This window comes from Methanobrevibacter arboriphilus JCM 13429 = DSM 1125, from assembly GCF_002072215.1.
In the GTDB taxonomy this organism is placed as follows: domain Archaea; phylum Methanobacteriota; class Methanobacteria; order Methanobacteriales; family Methanobacteriaceae; genus Methanobinarius; species Methanobinarius arboriphilicus.
In genome coordinates this window covers 45421-67180 of sequence record NZ_JXMW01000006.1, presented here as the reverse complement: position 1 = coordinate 67180, position 21760 = coordinate 45421, and the positions used below count along the sequence as shown (strand labels likewise).

15 protein-coding genes are annotated in these 21760 nt (G+C 24.4%); 8 read left to right on the top strand and 7 right to left on the bottom strand.

The genetic code is table 11. The annotated features are described in order from the left end of the window. The first annotated feature begins 219 nt into the window (after positions 1–219). Together MBBAR_RS04090 and MBBAR_RS10055 are read left to right on the top strand one after the other, a co-directional pair. On the top strand, positions 220–1443 hold the full coding sequence (locus tag MBBAR_RS04090; protein ID WP_080459994.1) for an FprA family A-type flavoprotein: 1224 nt from the start codon (positions 220–222) through the stop codon (positions 1441–1443). A 669-nt stretch (positions 1444–2112) separates the two neighbouring features. Then, positions 2113–2388, top strand: a complete 276-nt coding sequence (locus MBBAR_RS10055) for a hypothetical protein (protein WP_143746131.1) — start codon at positions 2113–2115, stop codon at positions 2386–2388. A gap of 379 nt (positions 2389–2767) precedes the next feature. On the opposite strand, the gene MBBAR_RS04085 is transcribed toward MBBAR_RS10055, so the two are convergent. Continuing rightward, positions 2768–4327, bottom strand: coding sequence for an FAD-dependent oxidoreductase (locus MBBAR_RS04085; RefSeq protein ID WP_143746130.1), 1560 nt, complete (start codon positions 4325–4327; stop codon positions 2768–2770). A gap of 474 nt (positions 4328–4801) precedes the next feature. On the opposite strand from MBBAR_RS04085, the gene MBBAR_RS04080 reads away from it, so the two are divergent. After that, on the top strand, positions 4802–7615 hold the full coding sequence (locus MBBAR_RS04080) for a beta strand repeat-containing protein (protein ID WP_080459992.1): 2814 nt from the start codon (positions 4802–4804) through the stop codon (positions 7613–7615). Between the two features lie 244 nt (positions 7616–7859). On the opposite strand, the gene MBBAR_RS04075 is transcribed toward MBBAR_RS04080, so the two are convergent. Further along, a complete protein-coding gene (locus MBBAR_RS04075; protein ID WP_080459991.1) occupies positions 7860–9485 on the bottom strand; it encodes a right-handed parallel beta-helix repeat-containing protein in 1626 nt (541 codons plus the stop codon). Between the two features lie 397 nt (positions 9486–9882). Here MBBAR_RS04075 and MBBAR_RS04070 point away from each other — a divergent pair, with 397 nt between their 5' ends. Continuing rightward, entirely contained in the window at positions 9883–10857 is a 975-nt protein-coding gene (locus MBBAR_RS04070) for a ZIP family metal transporter (RefSeq protein WP_080459990.1), read from the top strand. 165 nt (positions 10858–11022) lie between these two features. Here MBBAR_RS04070 and MBBAR_RS04065 read toward each other — a convergent pair whose 3' ends face one another. Then, complete coding sequence (locus tag MBBAR_RS04065) at positions 11023–12006, bottom strand: beta-ribofuranosylaminobenzene 5'-phosphate synthase (protein WP_080459989.1); 984 nt, start codon at positions 12004–12006, stop codon at positions 11023–11025. A gap of 787 nt (positions 12007–12793) precedes the next feature. Between MBBAR_RS04065 and gdhA the strand changes: the two genes are divergently transcribed. Further along, positions 12794–14140 carry an NADP-specific glutamate dehydrogenase gene (gene gdhA, locus MBBAR_RS04060; RefSeq protein WP_080460244.1) on the top strand — a complete coding sequence of 449 codons (1347 nt, stop codon included), beginning with the start codon at positions 12794–12796 and terminating at the stop codon, positions 14138–14140. 306 nt (positions 14141–14446) lie between these two features. Here gdhA and MBBAR_RS04055 read toward each other — a convergent pair whose 3' ends face one another. Next, a complete protein-coding gene (locus MBBAR_RS04055) occupies positions 14447–15124 on the bottom strand; it encodes a TIGR02253 family HAD-type hydrolase (RefSeq protein WP_080459988.1) in 678 nt (225 codons plus the stop codon). Between the two features lie 38 nt (positions 15125–15162). Further along, complete coding sequence (locus MBBAR_RS04050) at positions 15163–15846, bottom strand: DNA polymerase domain-containing protein (RefSeq protein WP_080459987.1); 684 nt, start codon at positions 15844–15846, stop codon at positions 15163–15165. A gap of 722 nt (positions 15847–16568) precedes the next feature. On the opposite strand from MBBAR_RS04050, the gene MBBAR_RS04045 reads away from it, so the two are divergent. The 3 genes from MBBAR_RS04045 (at position 16569) to MBBAR_RS04035 (ending at position 19250) form a co-directional block, all read left to right on the top strand. Continuing rightward, positions 16569–16952 (top strand): 30S ribosomal protein S8e, encoded by a 384-nt coding sequence (locus tag MBBAR_RS04045; RefSeq protein WP_080459986.1) that lies wholly within the window; start codon positions 16569–16571, stop codon positions 16950–16952. Positions 16953–17371: 419 nt separating this feature from the next. Then, positions 17372–18334, top strand: coding sequence for a methenyltetrahydromethanopterin cyclohydrolase (gene mch, locus MBBAR_RS04040; RefSeq protein WP_080459985.1), 963 nt, complete (start codon positions 17372–17374; stop codon positions 18332–18334). Positions 18335–18839: 505 nt separating this feature from the next. Next, on the top strand, positions 18840–19250 hold the full coding sequence (locus tag MBBAR_RS04035) for a secondary thiamine-phosphate synthase enzyme YjbQ (protein ID WP_080459984.1): 411 nt from the start codon (positions 18840–18842) through the stop codon (positions 19248–19250). 150 nt (positions 19251–19400) lie between these two features. Here MBBAR_RS04035 and pheT read toward each other — a convergent pair whose 3' ends face one another. Beyond that, entirely contained in the window at positions 19401–21053 is a 1653-nt protein-coding gene (pheT, locus tag MBBAR_RS04030; RefSeq protein ID WP_080459983.1) for a phenylalanine--tRNA ligase subunit beta, read from the bottom strand. 300 nt (positions 21054–21353) lie between these two features. Further along, entirely contained in the window at positions 21354–21710 is a 357-nt protein-coding gene (locus tag MBBAR_RS04025) for a hypothetical protein (RefSeq protein WP_080459982.1), read from the bottom strand. Positions 21711–21760 lie beyond the last annotated feature (50 nt).

Here is a 21760-nt window from a genome sequence, read left to right as displayed (position 1 = left end):
AATATTTAAAATTAGAAATATATTTAATTAGTAAAATATTTGATTAGTAATATATTGTAATAGTAATATATTTAATAGTAATATATTTAATAGTAATATATTTGATTGGTAATATATTAATGAATTATTAATAGAATAAATATTGGATTAATTTATATTGTAATCTATACAATCAATTATATAGTTTATAAATAATGAGATATATTAAATGGTGAGAATATGAAAGCAGATGCATTTAAAATAGCTGACGGAGTATATTGGGTTGGCGTTCTTGATTGGGATTTAAGAGATTATCATGGATATACTTTAGATGGTACAACATACAATTGTTACTTAGTATTTGGTGAAGAAAAAACAGCATTAATTGATAACACATATCCTGGATCTTCTGCACAGCTTTGGGCAAGAATCTATGATGCTTTTAGTAAAGAAGGCAAAGAGCCAAAAATTGATGTAATTATTCAAAATCATATTGAAAATGATCATAGTGGGTGTTTAGCTGAATTTGTTAAAAAATTCCCAGATTTAGATCTTTATTGTTCTCCTAAAGCTGTTAATGGTCTTATAAGTCATGTACCTGCACTTGAAAACTTTGATATGAATGTGGTTAAAACTGGAGATACTCTTGATATTGGTGGTAAAACTTTTACTTTTCTTGAAGCACCTATGTTGCATTGGCCAGATAGTATGTTCACATTTTTAGCACAAGATGGAATATTATTTTCAAATGATGCATTTGGACAACATATTTGTGCAAGTGAAAGATATGACACTGATATTTCAGAGGATTTCTTAATAAGTCATGCACAAAAGTTCTATGCTAATTTAATAACTCCTTCTTCTCCACTTGTTTTAAGAAAGCTTGATGAAGTTGTTGAATTAGGTCTTCTTGAAAAAATAAAAACTATTGCTCCATCTCATGGACAAATTTTAACAGAACCTATGAAATTAATTAATAAATATAAAGAATGGGCTTCTGGAGAATGTAAAGATAAAGTAACTTTTTTATATGATACAATGCATCATTCCACACAAAAAATGGCTCATGCTATGATGGAAGGTCTTATTAGTGAAGGAATTCAAGTTAAGTCCTATTTTTTACATACTGATGGTAGGAGTGATATTGTAACTGATGTTCTTGATAGTAAAGCTATTTTTGTTGGTAGTCCTACTATGATGAACAACCCTTATCCTAGTTTAGGGGATTTGATGTATTATTTCAATGCTCTTTCTTTTAAAAAGACTGGTTATCAGAAAGAAGCAGTTGTGTTTGGTTCCAAAGGTTGGGGTGGAGGGGCTAATAGAAAACTAACAGCTGACCTTCAAGGAGCAGGTTTTGAAGTAGTAGAACAATATGATTTAACATATATTCCTACTGAAGAAGAATTACTTAAATGTTATGAAATTGGAAAAGAAATAGGTAAAAAATTAAAATCTGAGTAAACAGCTTAGTTATCTTCTTATTCATTCATTTATAATTCAAATAATTAATCATGATTTCAGTATTTCACATGCTCAAAAAGATTAAAGGGCTTGTGAATAAATGAAATTTTCAGAAGCTGATGAAAAACTATCAATAATAATATAAAAAAGAAGTTAAACAAAATCTACATTAAAACAATGAATAAGAAAAATATAAGAATAACAATTAAAATAAAATATGGACCTTTAAGAAATTATTAGAATATCTCTTTTTAAAATTATATTTTTAAATTATATTTTTAATCTATATTTTTAATCATTTTTTAATCATTTTTAATCCTTTTTTAATATTTGTTCACATTTTAGGAATAAAAATTCTCAAAAAGTAAAGTTTATATATTTTGAGATATAATATATCTTTGAGCAAGTGTATAAAATTTGACCTATGAATGCTTGGAATATAAAATAATTATAATATAAAATAATTCGAATATTTTTAATTAAAAATTATTTAATTATAATTATTTAATATAATTAATTTATTTAATATAATTATTTTAATTATATATTCTATTAATATATATTCTAATAAAGCAAGAGGTCAAAGTCTTTAGTTTTGATTAAAAACAAAGATAACTTCGAAAATGTCTAATTAGCTACCTATGCTAATATTAAAATATAGGCTACGACATGAACAAAACAACTACATTATTTATAGTGCTTTTGTTCCTATATTTATTCTGTAGCTTTGAACCGCTTTCATCCGCAGAAAAAAGTCTTTCAAATGAACTAATGGAACACAATGAGCATTATGAAAACCCTAAAAGACCAAAAAAATCTAAAAAAACAAAAAATTCAATTAAGTCAAAAATATTTAGTGATATTAAAAAGATAAATAAAATTTTAGAACATGATGGATTGCTTTTAAAATTATTGAAAAGAGAGAATAATAATTTTAAAGAATAGATAAATTTATAAAAGGAAAATCATTAAATAAAAAAGTTTATTAAATAAAAAAGTAAGTTTATTATATGAATTTAATATTAAATAAATTAATATTAGATAATATTTAACATTAGATAAATTTATAGTAATTTTTTATTATTAAGTTCTTTTTATAATAATATCTTTTTTGATATATGAAATCATTTATCTATTAAAAGTAACCTTGTTCTTTTTATTAATCAATAATTAATTGATTAAATTAAAAATCTTTTTAATTCCATTTATTAATTTTTTAAATCTTATAATATCCTTATTATTTTATTTAAAATAATTAAGATAATATTTAATTTAGTATAAAATTTAATATCTCTTATTTATTCATTAAGCCTATTATTTTCACTTAGTCAATTTTATAAGATTTTAAATTTTTAATAGCTGGGCCATGAATCGAATTGCCTTTATAATTAAAAAGAGAACCGTGTTGTGGACAATCCCAAGTTTTTTCTGCTGAATTCCAGCTTAATCTGCATCCATAATGAGTACAGTTTGCTTGGAGTACAAAAACATTGGATTTCGAATTTTTATAGATAGATATATTTCTTTTAGGAAATTCAATTATTTTAGCTTCTTCAGGATTTAAATCTAATATTGCCTCTTTTATTATTTTTAATTCTTCTGTGTTTAAATCTTTTGTATTGAAGCTACTTTGACATTTTTTCTTTATTGATTGTTGTTTTTTAAATCTTTTTGGTGAGAAAGCTTCAGTATAAATATTTTTTTTATTTGATATTAAGTCTCTTAGGATCATTCCTGCTAACGTTGCTTTTACCATTCCCCAGCTACCAAATCCAGTAGCTATATAAATTCCCTTTTGAGAAGTTTCTCCAATAACTGGCAACATATCAATAGTTTTATTATCTTGATTAGACCAGAAATATTCAATTGAATTAACATTGAACTTTTTCTTTGTATATTCTATTAATTTTTTGAAATTTGCACTAGTGTTTTTACTTTTACCTGTATGATGATGTTCTCCTGCAATGATTAATAAATCTCCTTTTTCAGTTGGAGTCTTTCTATAGGTATGGAAAGGATTTATATCAACAAACATAGCATCAGGTATTTTTTCTTTTACATATACTCCCAACATATATGATTTGATTGGGGACATATATGATAAACTTGAATCTGGGTCATATATCGGTGAATTTGTAGCTATAATAATAGAATCAGCAAAAATATCTCCTTTTTCAGTTATTATTCTATTTATTTCATCTTCTTTAATATCTATTACTTTAGTATTTTCAAATACATGAGATCCTTCTCCAGGTATTAGCTTTACTAATGCATTACTATACTTTTTAGGATGAAATATAGCTTGATTATTATATCTTATAGCTTTATTTATAACAATATCATTCGCACTGTCCTTATTTTTCGTATTGTTTTCCTTGAACGATTCTTCATTAAAAGGCATTTGAAAATCATCAGTTAAATCAGCATCTATATCTAATTTTTGCAATGCTTTATATTCTTTTTCAATATCTTTATAATTATTCTTATCTGTTGAATAAATATATAATGGAATCTTTTCATAATCACAATCGATTTTATATTCATTAATTAATTCAGATATTTTATCAAAAGCTAATATGTTTGCATCTCTGAATTTTAAAGCAGTTTCCAAACCAAAATCAGATAATATCTCATCATAGACTAAATTTGATGATATTGTTATTTTAGCTGTTGTAGATCCCGTTACATCAGAAGCTATCTTTTTTGATTCAATTATACCTACTTTAAAACCTTGTTTTTTAAGCATTAATCCTGTTGTAATTCCTACTATTCCTCCTCCAACAATAGCTACATCCACTTTTGTTTTATCTTTAACAGTAGGAAATTCTAATGGTTCTTCTTTATCTAACCAAAATGGTAAGTGTTTTTCTCTAATAAAAATCAACACCTTATATATTAATTAAACATTATATATTAATTAATATTTAATATGTTCATACAAAGTAATATAATTAATCTTTTGATTGATATTTGAACTATAATTAATATTTAATAATATGAAGTTTTATTAATTGAGAAGAGAATTTATTGTTTTAATTATTTTATCTAGTTATAGTTTTTCATATTTTATTTTTTAATTCTTTTTTAATTCCTTTTGAGGTCGACTCACAATTATTTTTGTTCAATTAGTATATATACAAAAATGAACAATTTTTAAAAAATTTTATATACTATTTTTTCTAATATTAATAATTATATAGCTACCATTATAATAAAAAGATTTAAAATTTACATGCTTAGAAAATAAATATATATTTCATTATTTAGTTATTCTTTTCAATATATTTTATTTTTTAATATATTGTGATTTTATCTTTTTTGTAGCTATTTTAATATTATAATTGAATAGGGGGCAATTATGTTTAAAAATAAAAAAATAAGCTTTATTTTATTAGCTACTTTATTTTGTTTTTTATTTTTAGTTTCGATTAGTTCTACATCTGCTAATGAAGTCAATATTAATAACACTACTAATGAGGGTATCAAAGGTAGTTTAGGCAATGATACTATAAATTTAGATGGTGGTATTTATAGTGGAGAGAACAATACTAATATTTCCTTTGATAATAGTAGGAATATTACAATTCAAAGTTCTGATCCCAATAATAAAGCTATTATTGATCTTGGTGGTGATGAAGGAGTAACATTTATAAATAATACTGGTGCTGTTGATAGTTTGGGAAGTTTAACACTGAAAAACTTAGTGTTTAAGAATGCTAGATTCTTTGCATTAATTTGTTTTAATTCAAAATTAACTGTGATCAACTGTACTTTTATACATAATAATGCATTACTTTTTGGTTTAATTAACATGGGTTATCATTCACAACTTAATATTATAGATTCTGATTTTATAAACAATAGTGGGCGATATGGTACTGCAATAGCTACTGGTCCTTCTACTAAAGGTATAAGTATTACTAATTGTAATTTTATAAATAATAGGGCTTCTGAGTCTGGTGGGGCACTTTTTATATTTTCTTCAGAATTTAATAATACTAATATTACTAATTGTAATTTTATAAACAATAGTGCTTTAAATGGTGGTGCTATTTATAATTATGATGGTACAAAAAATGTTATTAATTGTACTTTTATAAATAATACTGCCTCTTCTCTTGGAGGAGCAATATATAATGAAAATAATGTTAATCTTAATATCTACAATGGCACTTTTATAAATAATACAGGCTTTTCTGGTGGTGCAATAGCTAATTGTAATATAGATTATATAAATATCTCTAATTCTAATTTTATTAATAATACTGCATTTGTTTCTGGTGGTGCTATTTATAATAATCAGTCTACGGGGTTCAATGTTTTAAATTCTAATTTTATAGGTAATAATGCTTCTTTGGGTGGTGTTCTTTATTCATTAAGCTCAACTGCCAATAGGATATCTAATTCAACTTTTATAAGTAATAATGCTTCTGATGGTGGTGCTATCTATAATGAAGATTTTAATCAGATTATTATAAATTCTACTTTTACTAATAATTCTGCTACTGGTTCTGGTGGTGCTATTTATAATTTTGGAAATAATCAGAATATAATTAATTCTACTTTTACTAATAATTCTGCTACTGGTTCTGGTGGTGCTATTTATACTTACTCTGATTATCAAAATATTGATAATTGTAAGTTTATAAGCAATAATGCTTCTTTACAGGGAGGTGTTATTTATCAATCTGGAAATAATCATACTATAAGCAATTCTGAATTCATTGGAAATAATGTTTCTGATGATGGTGGTGCTATTTACATTAATGGAGATTATAATAATATTACAAACTGTAATTTTAAAAATAATCATGCAGATTATAGAGCTGGAGCATTATATCAAAATGGTTTTAGTAATATAGTTAATGATACTATATTTACAAACAATAGTGCTAGTAAAGGAGGAGCAATATATAGTAATTCTAATATGAATGGTAGTGTAATTAATTCTTCTTTTATAAATAATAGTGGATTTTATGCTGGTGCAATTTATATTTCCAATACTAATTTTTATAATATAATTAATTCTTCTTTTGTTAGTAATAATGGGAGTTATGGAGGAGCTATTTTTAATAATGAGATTTATATGGAACTTGCTAAGATTGCTGAATTAGATAATATAGACCTTAACCGAGTTATTAATTCTAGCTTTATAAATAATACTGCAGACTTTGGAGGGGCTGTTTTTAATTCTGGTTCTTTAAATATTTCTAATTCTAACTTTACAAATAATACAGCAAGTAAAAGTGCTGGAGGTATTTTTAACAATAAATTTTTATTTGTAAATAATAATTTCATGACAGGTAATTTTGTAATAGGTAATTTTGCACTTTTAGGTGGAAATGTTATTTATAATAATGGTTCTTTAAATGTTGTTTTATCATATTTGAATAATACTACTATTCCTGTTTATAAAAAAAGTTTTACTTTATTTGCATATTTAACCGATGATATGGGTAATCCTATCACTGGTCAAAATATATCATTCTATGTTAATAATGTATTTATTGGAAACTCAACAGCTGATGAAGGATATGCTTCAATTAATTATTTGATTAATCAAACTAAAGGTATTTTACTTGTTAATGGTGATTATTCAGGTCATAATGATCAAAATATCACTATTAAAAATGGATATTTGTTAATTAGTAAGACTAAGGTTTTATCAACTATTATTTTGAATAAAAATCATTATTGGGTTAATGAAACTCTTAATGGTGTTTTCAAAGTTGTTAATATTGGTGATGGTGATGGTGAAAATATAAATGCCATTATTACTTTTCCAAATAGCTTTAAATTATATAATTTCACTGTTTCTAAAGGTTACTTTGATTCTAACACTCAAATTTGGTATATTGGTGATTTAGCTGTAAATGAAAGTGTTAATATGTTTTTCACTGGTTCATTTAAAGAAAAAGGTGAAAAGGTTTTTGTACTTAATGTTAATGGGGATAATATAAATACTTCTTCAGATAGTAAAGCTGTTTTTGTTTATAAAAAATATTCTCCAGGCCCTAATCCTGGTCCTAATCCCGGCCCAAAACCTAAACCTTCTCCTAATCATTCTACAGATAATAATGTTAGTGCAGGTATGAAAAAGTCAGGTTTACCTATTTTTGTATTGTTATTAATATTAATAACTTCTGTTATAATAGTTAGGGTTAAAAAATAGTTTATATAACCATTTTAAAAAATTAGATATTTTTGGGGTTTTTATTCCCTTTTTTTTATTTATTATTTGTTTTTTTTATTTATTAATTGATCCTTAATTTTTTTATATTGTGATATAATGATTTTAATAAATAATACTAAATATTTTTAATACATAATTTAAAAAGTAATAATAAATAAAAAAATTTAATTGAAGGAATCAAATTCCTTCAGAACATTTAAAATATTATCATTTGTATTATTGTCTATTTTTTTCTTTTAATTAGAATTGAACCTACTAGACTTACTAACACTAAAATTATTGTTGTTGGTATTCCAGTTTCTTTCATTTTTGCATTTGCAATGTTATTGCTATTTTGATTTGTAGTGTTGTTTTCATTATTTATATTGCTATGGTTTGTATTATTAGTGTGGTTTGTTTGATTTGCAACTATTAAAATCATACCATTTGCTATGTTTATTGCATATGTATCATGACCACTATAATTACCAGTAACTTGTAAATTATCATTTTTATTTCCAATAACTGTATATTTTATAGTTGCATAACCTTCAATAACATCAGAAACTCCAATATATTCTCCATTAACATAGAATGATATATTTTGACCAGTAATACTATTACCCATATCATCGGTTAAAGTAGCATATATATTAATCTTAGTTTTATTATTAACTTTTATTGTTGAATTATTGAGATATTTAAGTTTTAATATTCCCATAGATCCGTTATTGTAAATTTCTTTTCCTAAAATAGCATTATTGTTTTCCATTATATTTCCTGAAAGTTTCATCATGGCATCATTAAATATAACTCCTCCATAACCTTTTGCTGTATTTTCTGTGAAATTTGAATCAACAACATTCATTTCTTCGGTATAGTAGTTGTAAATTGCTCCACCATCATTACTTGCCTTGTTTTTGTTAAATTTAGAGCTATTTATTAGGAATTTAGTGCCTGCAGTATTAAAAATAGCTCCTCCATAACTGGCATTATTTTCATTGAATTCAGAGTTTGTGACTGTTATATTATCTCCATAATATATGTCTATAGCTCCTCCATAGCTAGTGGCTTTGTTATTAGTAAATTTGGAACTGTTTATAATGACTTTATTTCCTCCAGTACTATATATAGCACCACCTCCCCAACTATCTGGAGCAAGGGATGTATTATTTGTAAAATTTGAGTTAGTAACTTCTAGATCACTTGCATAGTTGTAAACTGCTCCACCACTACTATTAGCTCTGTTATTTGTGAATCGGGAATTAATAATTTTTAAATTTGAACCACTATGTTCTATAGCTCCACCATCAATTCCAGCAACATTATTATTAAAAACAGAGTTAATAACAGTTATGTTAATTGCATTATTAAAAATAGCACCAGCAGTTCTACTTGCTGTGTTATTGGAAAAATTAGAGTTAGTAACTTCCATGTTTGGTCCACTATTAAATATTGCTCCTCCACTTCCATCATTTGCAGTATTGTTACTAAAATTACAATTAGTTAGTGTTATTTTTCCTCCATTGTTAAATATTGCCCCTCCACTATTAGCATATCCATTAATTATGGTTATGTTTATTAAAGTTAGGGTGTTTCCTGGATTAATGTAAAATATTCTTCCTAATTGTTGAGCATTAAGTATAGTGTTCTCTCTACTTTCGCCCTTGATTGTTAAGTTTTTATCTATGATTATGTTGGTTATATTATCAGTATATATGCCATTTTCAAGATTTATCCAATCTCCGTCGGTTGATTCGGCTACTGTTTTATTTAATCCTCCAACTGTGCTATTTGTTATATTGTGTTCTGCAGCACTTGTTGAAGATAAGCTGATTAATAGTAATGTTGAAATTGTAATTGTAATCACTGTGATTTCTATAATTTTACTTTTTGACTTAATTTTATCACCTCCTATATATTTTTCATGTATATATTTATTATTGTAAATAATATTTATATTTTTTTCATGATATTATATATAATATTTATTTATTATTTAGATTATAAATAAATATTAATATATTTATCAATAATATTAATATGAATTAGATTATTTTATATATATATTCTATTAATAAACTTATATTTCATTAAAATATATAATATAAAAATAAATAGTATAATGTATAACATAAAAATAAATAATATATAAAATACCATAGTAAATAATATAAAATAACATATCAAAAAAGTATATTAAATATTCATTTATTGAATTTTATATTAAATGTTTATTTATTAAATTTTATAATTTAAAGATTATCATGTTTCCTGATTTTATTTATGCGTCATTTTGGGGATTTATCGGAACTTTTTCATTGATTATTGGGTCATTTTTAGGTTATTATTTTAATATTCCTAAAAAAATATTGGCTTCATTTACAATATTTAGTGCAGGAATTTTAAGTTCTGCTGTGTGTTTTGAAATACTTTTTGAGGCATATAGCTATGGAGGACTAGCTCCAACTGTATATGGCTTCATTATCGGTGCTTTTATTTTCACAATTTTTGATATTGTTATCCATCATTTAAATATAAAAAATAGAAAATTGAAAAATCTTTCTAACAATAATATTAATTTTGATAATGGATATAATGATTTTAATAGTTCTAGTAATAGTTCTAGTAATAATAAAAATGAAAATAGTAAAGATAATAAAAGTAATATTCTCAATAATTTTTATAAAAATGGAGATAACTCAAATAGACTTTTTTTAGGTAAAGGTGTTTTATTTTCTTTAAAAAATGCATTATTTGAAGTTTATGCTCATAAATCTAAAAAAGAGTATAATAAATATCAAGTTGAAAGTTTTATTATCATGATAGGAGTTATATTAGACGGTATTCCTGAGGCAATAGCTATTGGACTTTTGGTAGTTATTGGAGGACCTATTAGTTTAGCTTTAGTGCTTTCTATCTTAATTGTTAATTTATTTGAAAGTCTTTCTGGATCAACTGATATGAAATTAGGTGGATGGAATAAAAAATCAATACTTTTAATATGGTCATCTGTAACAATATTAGCTACTATATCTGCAACATTAAGTTTCATTATTTTTTCTAACACTGATCATTTTGTTTTATCAATTGCTTTAGGAATAGCTGCTGGAGCTTTAATTTCACTTATAGCTGATGTTATGCTTCCAGAAGCTTTTAAAGAAACTCATGAATTAACTGGACTTTTAATGGGTTTGGGATTTTTAACTTCTTTTATTTTGTCTCATTTAAAATTTTATTAATAAGTAGTTATAATCATTGATAACCAGTTGTAATTTTTCATGATTTGGCTTTTATTTATATTTTATTTATATTTTTTCATAGTTTTCATATTTTACTATAGTTTATTTATATTTCTTTTGTATTTTGATATTTTATGCATAGTTTATTTCTTATTCATTTATATTTCATCTTTTTAACTCAAAGCCATGATTTTGAGCTTTTGTTTTGAAAACAATACCATTTTCTCCAATAAATTCTTTTGTTGCTTTAAACGCATCCCTATTTTTTTTATCCAATATTCCATATATAGATGGTCCAAATGAACTCATCCCAACACCATAAGCTCCAAATTCCCTCATTTTTTCCATTGTTGTTTTAATTTTTTCTTTTTGAAGGTCTAATTCCACTTTTTTAAATCCTATTTTCTGAATTTCATTAATAACATTACCAAAAGACTTAATATTTTTTTCTAAGAGAAATGGAACTAAATTCATAAAGATAAGATGGGATAATTTTTCAACATCTCTTTTTGGAACAGGACAATATTCTTGAAATATATTTACTTCATTTTTTCCCATTATTGTCCTAGATTCAGGAATGGCTATTAGTATATCCCATTCTTTTGGAAAATCATATCTTCCAATTAGATTTGGAGGGTTAGCTTTTGAAGCTGAAGATGGTAAAAATTCTGTTTTTTCATTTATATCATGACCCCCATCTATTATAAGTCCTCCTTGATCAAAAGAGTATATTCCAACACCAGATGTTCCTCCTCTACCAAGAATTTTCCCTAATTCTACTCCATTTATTGATATTCCATTATATTCACATATTAATTTTGCAGTAGCTAAAGATATTTGAGTTCCAGAACCTAATCCTGAATGTGTTAGAAAGGCTTCATTAACATTAAAATGGAATCCATTGTTTATATTAAAATGTGAGATTATTTTTTCTGCAGAATCCTTTATTTTTAAAAGGCATTGGTTTTTTATATCATTATCTTTTATATTTTTGTTAAAATCAATACTTATTCCTTTTTCCAATGTTTCAGCTTCTAGAACAAAGTTTGGTTTAGATATTGTCAATCCAATGCCTCCATCACGTCTTCCATAAGACCCATTTAAATCTATTAATGCCATATGTATTCTCGATGGAGTTTTTATAATCATAAATCTGCTCCTTACAGTTAAGGGTTTTTATTTATTAAAAATTTATTTTTAATTAGTTTTATCTTTAATTTGTTATTTTTAATTATTTTTATTTCTTTCTTATTCTTATTTTCTTTTTACTACAATTTCTATTTCATTTCTATTTCATTTTTATTTCATTTTTATTTCTATTTTTACTTATTCCTATTTTTATTTATCTTATTTTCTTTTTTGTTTCTTATTTTTATACTTTATATTTCCTATATTCTTTTATATTTTATATATCTTCTATAGTTTTTACATTTCCTATATTTTTATATCTTCTATAGTTTTTACATTTCCTATATTTTTTATAATTTCTGTATTTTTTTATATTTTTCTAAATACTCTTTTATTTTTATTATTTTATCTTTTAATTTCAATTTAATCTTAAAATTATTGTATTGTATTAACTTTAATTTATTGTACTAATTTTAATAAATTATCTATTAATCTAAAAATCTAACTAGCTTTTTATGATTGTTTTATATGTTTGTACAATTAGTATAATTTCAATGATTTATATTAAAATTATTAATTATACTATATATATTAGATGAACAAAATCACAAAGTATAATAATGGAAATAATAATATTTAATTGTGTAATAAAAATTGTGTAAAGCTCTCACAGCTAATGATTATATTTTACCTTTGAGATAGTATGCTATTTTTATTCTTTTTTTATATATGTTTTGAATCTGTTAAAATAAATATTGTTGCTAATTTTAGTAACAAGACTATAGATTCCAATATGAGGAGTGATCATATGTCATATGTAAGTGATGTTTTAGAAGATTTGAAGAAAAAAAATGAAAATCAACCTGAATTTATTCAAGCTGCAACAGAGATTCTCGAATCAATAGAACCTGTATTTGAAAAACACCCCGAATATCAAAAAGCAGGACTTTTAGAAAGATACGTCGAACCAGAAAGAATTGTAGTATTTAGAGTGCCTTGGATTGATGATGAAGGTAAAGTACGTGTAAATAGAGGTTATCGTATACAATTCAATAGTGCTATTGGTCCTTATAAAGGAGGATTACGTTTCCATGAATCTGTGAATTTATCCATTATTAAGTTTTTAGGTTTTGAACAGATCCTTAAAAATTCTTTAACTGGAATGAATATTGGTGGTGGAAAAGGAGGTAGTGATTTTAATCCTAAAGGAAAATCTGATAATGAGATTATGAGATTTTGTCAAAGCTTCATGACTGAACTGTATAATTATATTGGTCCAGATACTGATGTTCCTGCTGGAGATATTGGTGTTGGTTCTAGAGAAGTTGGATTTTTATTTGGACAATATAATAGGATTTCAAATGAACACCATTGTGTATTAACTGGTAGTGGTTTAGAATATGGAAGTTCTCTTGTTAGAACTGAAGCTACAGGTTATGGGCTTGTTTATATTACAGAAGAAGCATTAAAACAGAGAGGAGATTCTTTTAAAGGTAAAACTGTTGTTGTTTCTGGTTCTGGAAATGTTGCTATTTATGCTGCTGAAAAAGCTATTATGTTAGGTGCAAAAGTTATAGCTATGTCTGACTCTTCTGGATATATTTATGATGAGAATGGTATTCAAATACCTTTTATAAAAGAAATTAAAGAAATTAATTATGGTAGAATATCTGAATACTTAGATTATTTTGATGATGAAACTTTGACTGCAGAATTTGTTGAAGGTAGTAATCATATTTGGAATCTTAAATGTGATATAGCATTTCCATGTGCAACTCAAAATGAGTTAGATGGGGATTCTGCTAGAAAACTTGTTTCTAATAATGTTAAATATTTATCTGAAGGAGCTAATATGCCCTGCACTCTTGAAGCAACAGAGATTTTGCAAAAAGCAGGGGTTGTTTATCTTCCAGGAAAAGCAGCTAATGCTGGTGGAGTAGCTACAAGTGCATTAGAAATGGCTCAAAGAAGTTCTAAGTTATGTTGGTCTTTTGAAGAAGTTGATTCAAGGTTAAAAGCTATTATGGTAAATATATATCATTGTATTGATCAAGCTGCTAAAGAATATGGATTTGAAGAAAATTATGTCATTGGATCTAACATAGCAGGTTTTATAAAAGTAGCTAATGCTATGATGGCTCAGGGTGTTGTCTAAAATCTTGAATATTATATCTTTATTATTTAATAATTTATTTTATTATTATTTTTATTACTTTTATTATTAATTTTTATTATTAATTTTTATTATTACTTTTTAGAATTATTACTATTTTTCAGAATTATTATTACTATTTTTTAATTATTACTTTTTATTATTAATTTTTAGTATTATTACCATTTTTTATCACTGATTTTTTTTATAATGGGGATTGTTTTTTTATATTTTTAATTTTTTCTTTTCAGTATATTTTAAAATTGTATTAAAGTATCCTTTCTTTTATTAAATTTTAAGTAAATAATCTTATAATATTTTACATATTTCTCCTATATTATCAATAATCTCAATATTAGAAGTATCCAACATTTTTTTGGTAATTATATGACTATCATCAGAATTTACTAGTATTGCAGACATACCTGCATTTACAGCTCCAATAATGTCAATTTCAGATTTATTACCCACCATAATACTATTTTCTGCCTTACAGTTCATTCTATTCAATGCTTCTTCAAATATTTTTTTTTCAGGCTTTTCAGATCCTACTTCTTCTGATGTAATAACCTCTTCAAAGAAATAATGAATATCAAGTCTAACTAGTTTTTCCCATTGTTTTATTGTTATACCATTAGAGATTACTCCTAATTTATATCCTTTATTTTTTAGATAGATAAGAATATTCATTGTTTCTGGAAATGGTCTAAGTAGGGCAAACTTAACATTGTGATATGTAACCATTCCTAAAGCAACTAATAAGTTATTTTCTTCACCACATATTTCTTTTGTAAGAACATTGAAGTGTTTATTATAATTTGAGCCTTTTTTTGAAATAATCTCTTTTAGTAAATTATATGTTTCTTCTTTATTTGAAGGCAAGCCATTTTCAATCATCACATCAATAGCTGCTTTTCTAGCTACCTCTGCAAAGCTTGAAGTATCTAATAATGTTCCATCTATATCGAAAAAAATTGCTTTATCCATTCTAACACCAAAATCCTTGCTTCAGCATATATAAATATTTAAAAAAATGAATCTAATGTTTTTTGTTTTTCTTTTTCTCCAAGTTCTTTTAATTTTTCTTTAGTATATCCAAATGATTCCATTATCCTAGAAACAGCTGGAATTATTTGATTATCAATATAATAATCAGAATCATAATTGTATTTTTCTGAATCTTCGAATGGTATTGCTCTTTGACTTATTGGACCTTTACCTTTGACTACTACATATTGTATTATAGTTCCTCTATCAATTTTCATTCCTTTATCTTCTAATCTTTGTGCAGCTACAACATGAGGTCCGATTTGTTTATAATCAGATAGTTTTTTGGTTATTTGTGTGTGAATAATCAGATCTTTCATATCAACATCACCAGATTTTACTTTTTTTAAGACTTTTCTTATAATCTGCACTGCTTTTTCAACATCACCATCTTTTAGTATAGCCATTAGTATTCCTTGTTGGGTATCTTTAGCTACTGGAGCCCAATCTCTTCTAACAAGTTCTAATCCTTTAGCTATGATCACTCCGTCTTCTATTACTGCATATCTTTTTTTTGTTACAAAGAACCCTCTTCTATAGAATCCTTCATATTCAAGTTCCATGCTTTCAGGTAGTGTTGCATTAAAATCTACAAGAAATTTATGTGCTTGAGATTTTATTTCCTCCTCAAGAGCTATTTGTTTATCAGTTTCAGTCACCATTGTAAAACACTTGATTTTAATAGTTCCATTTATTAAATTTATTCTAATAAAAATTTATTTATATAAAAATTTATTTATAGATATTCACATATTAGTTTAAACTTATTAATAGATTTAATCATACTTGTTAATAGATTTAGTTATATTATTACTAGATATATCCATATTATTTTTAATTATTATTGGATGTAGCTATATTATTTTTAATAATTATCAATAGATTTAGTCATATTAATTATTAATATATCTAATAATAATTATAGAAGTAGCTATTATCTAAAACTATTTATAGTTAATAAATTAATAGTATTTATTATATTAAATACTATTATAAAATAAGAAGAATTTTAAAAGCAAGAAATTTTTAAAATTGCTCCTATTTTGGTGCTCGTTAATATATAAGTTAATATATAATATTAATATATAAGTTAATATTAAAGTTTATATATGATAAAAACCAATATTTGGTTATCATATCTAAAAGACTATTTTTTCTTTTAAATTAAATCAAATGTAAGAAAAATATCAATAAAAATATCATAATATTTTAGTTATAATTATAAGTATTGGTATTTATTATCTATATTTATGGTTATTTTAGGTTTCTCTAAGAGTACTTAAATGATTTAAATAGGTCTTTTATATTGAATATTATTAGTTTACAAAATTTAATAAATAAAATTGTTTATAATAAATAAAATTAATTTTAATTAGGTGAAATAATGGCGATATCACAAGGAAAATCCACAAGAAAGTCAACTGGTGGAAGATACATAGCAAATCGTGGGAAAAGAAAATCAGAGCTTGGAAGAGAACCAGCTTACACTAAATTAGACGAAAAAAAATTGAGGAAAATCAGGACTCGTGGTGGAAACGAGAAATTGAGATTAGCTTCTGAAAATAAGATAAATGTTGTTAACCCAGAATCTAATAAATCTGAAACTGTTGAAATCATTACTGTACTTGAAAATTCTGCTGATCCCAACTATGTAAGAAGGAATATTATCACAAAAGGAGCTATCGTGGAAACTAGTGCAGGTAAAGCAAAAGTAACCTCAAGGCCTGGTCAAGACGGTATCCTTAATGGTGTTTTAGTCATTGAATAATGATTAGTCTTCTGATTCTAAAATAATAATATTAGAAGATAATTTAGAAGATAATTATATTTTTATAATTTATTAATATTTTTATAATCTTTTAATATTTTTATAATTTTTTTAATATATATTGTATTAAATCTACTTTTTTTATATTAAATCTATTTTTTATATTAAATTTGTATTAAATTTACTTTTATATACATTAAATTTACTTTTTTATTATATTAAATCTACTTTTTTAAATTATTTTATAATATATTAACTTATCTCTATTTTTATCAATAATTTATTCTATTTTTATATTCTATTTTTATAAAAATTATTTATAAAATTTTAAATAGTACAAAAATAATCATTAATATATCATAAATATTTATAAATATATTATAAAAATTTTAATTAAATTTTAACTTGAGGTAAAAATTATGCTTAGTGTTAATTTAGAAGCTAAAAAAACAGTAGATGCAATGATTGAAAAAGCTGATGAGCTTAATATAGCTGTTTCCAAATTAAATAATGGTGCAACCATTATTGATTGTGGTGTAAATGTAGCTGGAAGCTTAAAAGCTGGTGAATATTATACTAAAGTATGTCTTGGAGGATTAGCTGAAGTTGGAATTTCTATTCCTGGAGATTTATCTGAAAAATTTGCGCTTCCTTCTGTTAAGATTAAAACTGATTTCCCTGCTATTTCCACTCTTGGTGCTCAAAAGGCTGGGTGGTCTGTAAGTGTTGGTGACTTTTTTGCTTTAGGTTCTGGTCCTGCAAGAGCATTAGCTAAAAAACCAGCAGAAACTTATGAAGAGATTGGTTATGAAGATGATGCAGATATTGCAATTCTTACTCTTGAATCTGATAATTTACCTGGTGAAGATGTTGCAGAAGCCATAGCTAATGATTGTGGTGTTGATGTTAAAGATGTAACTTTACTTGTAGCTCCTACTTCTTCTCTTGTTGGATCTATTCAAATTGCTGGAAGAGTTGTAGAAAATGGTACTTATAAAATGTTAGAAGCTCTTCATTTTGATGTTACTAAGGTTAAATATGCTGCAGGAATTGCTCCAATAGCTCCAATCGACCCAGATGGTTTAAAGGCTATGGGTAAAACAAATGATGCTGTTCTCTTTGGAGGAAGAACTTATTATTATATTGAATCTGAAGAAGGAGATGACATTAAAGAATTAGCTGAAAAATTACCTTCATCTGCAGCTGATGGTTATGGAAAACCATTTTTTGATGTATTTAAAGAAGCTGAATTTGATTTCTATAAAATAGACAAGGGAATGTTTGCACCTGCTGAAGTTGTTATTAATGATCTAAGAACTGGTGAGTTATTTAAAGCAGGGTATGTAAATGTTGATCTTTTGAAGAAATCATTTGGTTTATAGTTTATTTATATAATTAAAATATAAATTTTATAATAGCTTCTATCTAAAGGAGTTATTTATATCTCTTTTTATTTTTTATTTTTAATTAGCAATATTCTTAATACTTATATTTTTAATACTTATATTTTTGATGTTCATATTTCTAATACTTGTATTTTTAATACTTATATTCTTAATATTCGTATTTTTAATACTTATATTTTTAATATTTATATTTTTAATTTCTTATTTTATTTTTCAATAATTATTTTTACTTTTAAAATTTTAATTTTTCATATAATTTTGATCTAAAAATTTAAATAATTAAAAAAACATTTATTAGTGTAATCTAGATAATTTGTTATTGTAATGTATAGAATTATTTTACTAAATTTCATTAACTAATTAAATTATTAAAAATAATATTAACATAATATAGATAATATCAATATAATCAATATAATATTATGATAATATTAAGTTATACTAAGATAATATTTGGTCTAATATAATATTTGGTGTTTATATGACAATTTTTAAATATGAAATAAGTTTGGACACATCCAAAAAAACTGAAATTATAGATATAACCTTAGATATTCAAGAAATTCTAACTAAAAGTAAACTAAACTCTGGAATAATTAATATATTTTCAAAACATTCAACTTCTTCAATAGTAATCAATGAAAATGAAGAAGGTTTGTTATATGATTTTGAATCTATTTTAAATAAAATTATTCCTAAAAATAATAGCTATAAACATGATTTTATTGATAATAATGCAGATTCTCATATTAAATCTTTATTTTTAGGCTCAAGTGAAACTATTCCTTTTTCAAATAACGATTTATCTATTGGTACATGGCAATCAGTTTTTTTTGTAGAATTTGATGGTCCAAGAACAAGAAAAGTTGAATTAACTGTTATTGGAGAATAACTATAAAAAATAAATATTTTTAATTAAGAATCTAACATAATATAAAAATTTAATATTATTAAATTTAATATTATTAAATCTAAGATTAATTAAATTTATATTATTTTTATATTAGTACTATTTTATTAATAACTATTTTAATGAAATTATCTATAAAAATCCTATTTCAAATGCTATCACTGGATATTCCAGCTCAAAATTATTAATTACTTCGGGAGATATTTCTCCAAAGAAACCAGAGACAGTACCGTTTTTACTAGTCCCTTTAATATTAGATACTCTTCCTTTAATGAAAGTAGAGTTATTTGATGGTGAAATTTCTATTTCATATCCTAAATTAGATAAAAGACTTGCTATTGTTGATTTAATTTCAGTAAAATTAGCTGTAGAATGACAAATGGCTCCTGCTAGTTTTTTAACAGTTTTAACATTTGTTTCTCTTGATTCATCAATATATAATGTGTCCCCTATTTCAAATATTTTTTGTGGAAGGTCTTCATGTTTATTATCCTCTAAAAATTCCATGAGACTATTTATTAAACTTTTTCTAATCATTGTTCTATCAATTGTAATTGGCTTAGATACTTGTACATGGTCATCTTCTATTTGTTTCATTTTTTCATAATGATTTTCTTCACTTGTTAACATTAAACTCATTATTTCTTGGAAACCAAGACCAATCATAATTTCACGAATGGTTTTTTCACCTTTAAACCAATTATTTTCATAAGCTATTGTTGAAACATTTGGAAGTTCTGCTTTAATTTTATTTATACAGTATTGAATAGCTACATTTTCAACTATGTCAACTTCATGAAGGATATCTATTCTGTATGAAGGAATTTCTACTTGAACTTCATTTTCATTTATAATTTTTGTATCCATCCTTGCTTTAAGCAATAACTTAGCCACATCTTCTGCATTAAGATTTACTCCACCAATAAGTTCATTACAAAAATTGACTCTTACTTTTCTAGTTTTTGGGCTTAAATCAGGAGTTGTAATTGTTTTGTCTTGGTAAACAATATCTAAACTTTCTATTTTCCCTCCAACTTCTCCAAATGAACTACAAATAATATTTAATGTTTGTTGAACTGCTTTTTCATCAGTTCCAGTCACATCTACAAGTATATTTTTTGTATCTTCTGTAAGTTTTGTTAATTCTCCATTTATAATTGGTGGCATGGATAATACTTTATCATTTTTATCAAGAATAATAGGATACTTATCGAATCCTGATATTAGCTTTGCATATTTCGAACCTTTTTCATGTTCGTCTAATATTTCCTTTGGAGTTAATTCATTTAAATGATCTAATGGAATAAAACTATTTTCAACTGGAGAACTTGCAATATATTTATAATCTCCATTAATAACATCTAAATTATGAATACCAATAGCTACTTTTTTTCTGTCTCTTCCAATAACCCAGTGTAAATTTTCTTGAAAGTCCATTATTTGTTTTAATTTCTCTCCATCAAATTTAACATCCTTAATTAATGCAAAAGCTATATATGGTCTAATATTTTCTATTTCTTTATCTACAAATACTTTTTCTCCAGAAGGTGAAACTTTATATTTAGGAAGGCCCATTTCTTGTGATATGAAACCTTTTAAGCTACGAGAAACTCCTTCTACTGATAACTGATCTGGACGGTTTGGAAAAAATTCAACTTTAATTGTTTCATCATCGAAATCTTCTATATCGCTTCCAAGCATAGGTAAAATATCAATTAGCTTATCATTTTCAATGTTAATTCCAAGCTCTTTTAAATCTTGATATTCAAATGTAATCACTGGCATTAATTATCTCCTGAAATAATTTTATTATATAATTTATTTTAATTATTATGATTGTATTTTAATTTTAATTATTTATTATAAAGTATGTTAATTTTTAATATATGTTGTTATTTTTTTCATTTTTTATTATTTTCTATTATTTTTTTCATTTTTCATTTTAATATTTTATTTTTTTATTTTCATTTTTTATTTTTTTTGAAAAATAAGGTTTAAAATAATTTATAATGAATATTTGATGTTTATTATAAAAATTTTTACTATAAAAAATATTTATTATGAAAATTATATTTTGAATTTAGTTTAAAATCCAAAGATACACATAAAGAATAGAGATTCAAAAACAAAGTGCAATGATCGATGTTCAAGATGAGTCATGTGTTTTATAGTTAAAGAATGAATAACATCAATAACAAAGTGGATTAATCCACCTAAAAAACCTATTTCAAGTGAGAAAAAGACTATTGATAATACAAAAAAATGAAATACTGCTTCTAATCCTTCATGAACTAACCATGCTTGGAAATTAGAATAAACCATTTCCTGAACTAGACCTCCGAATATTATGTAAAAATCGTGAAGGAAATTCCACATGACTATGCTGTGCAATTCATCGCTTATAGCTAATACAATAGCTATATAGAACCATAATAATTCCATTCTTTCACCATTAGTTATCTATAATAATATTTGATTGTTTATAATCATAT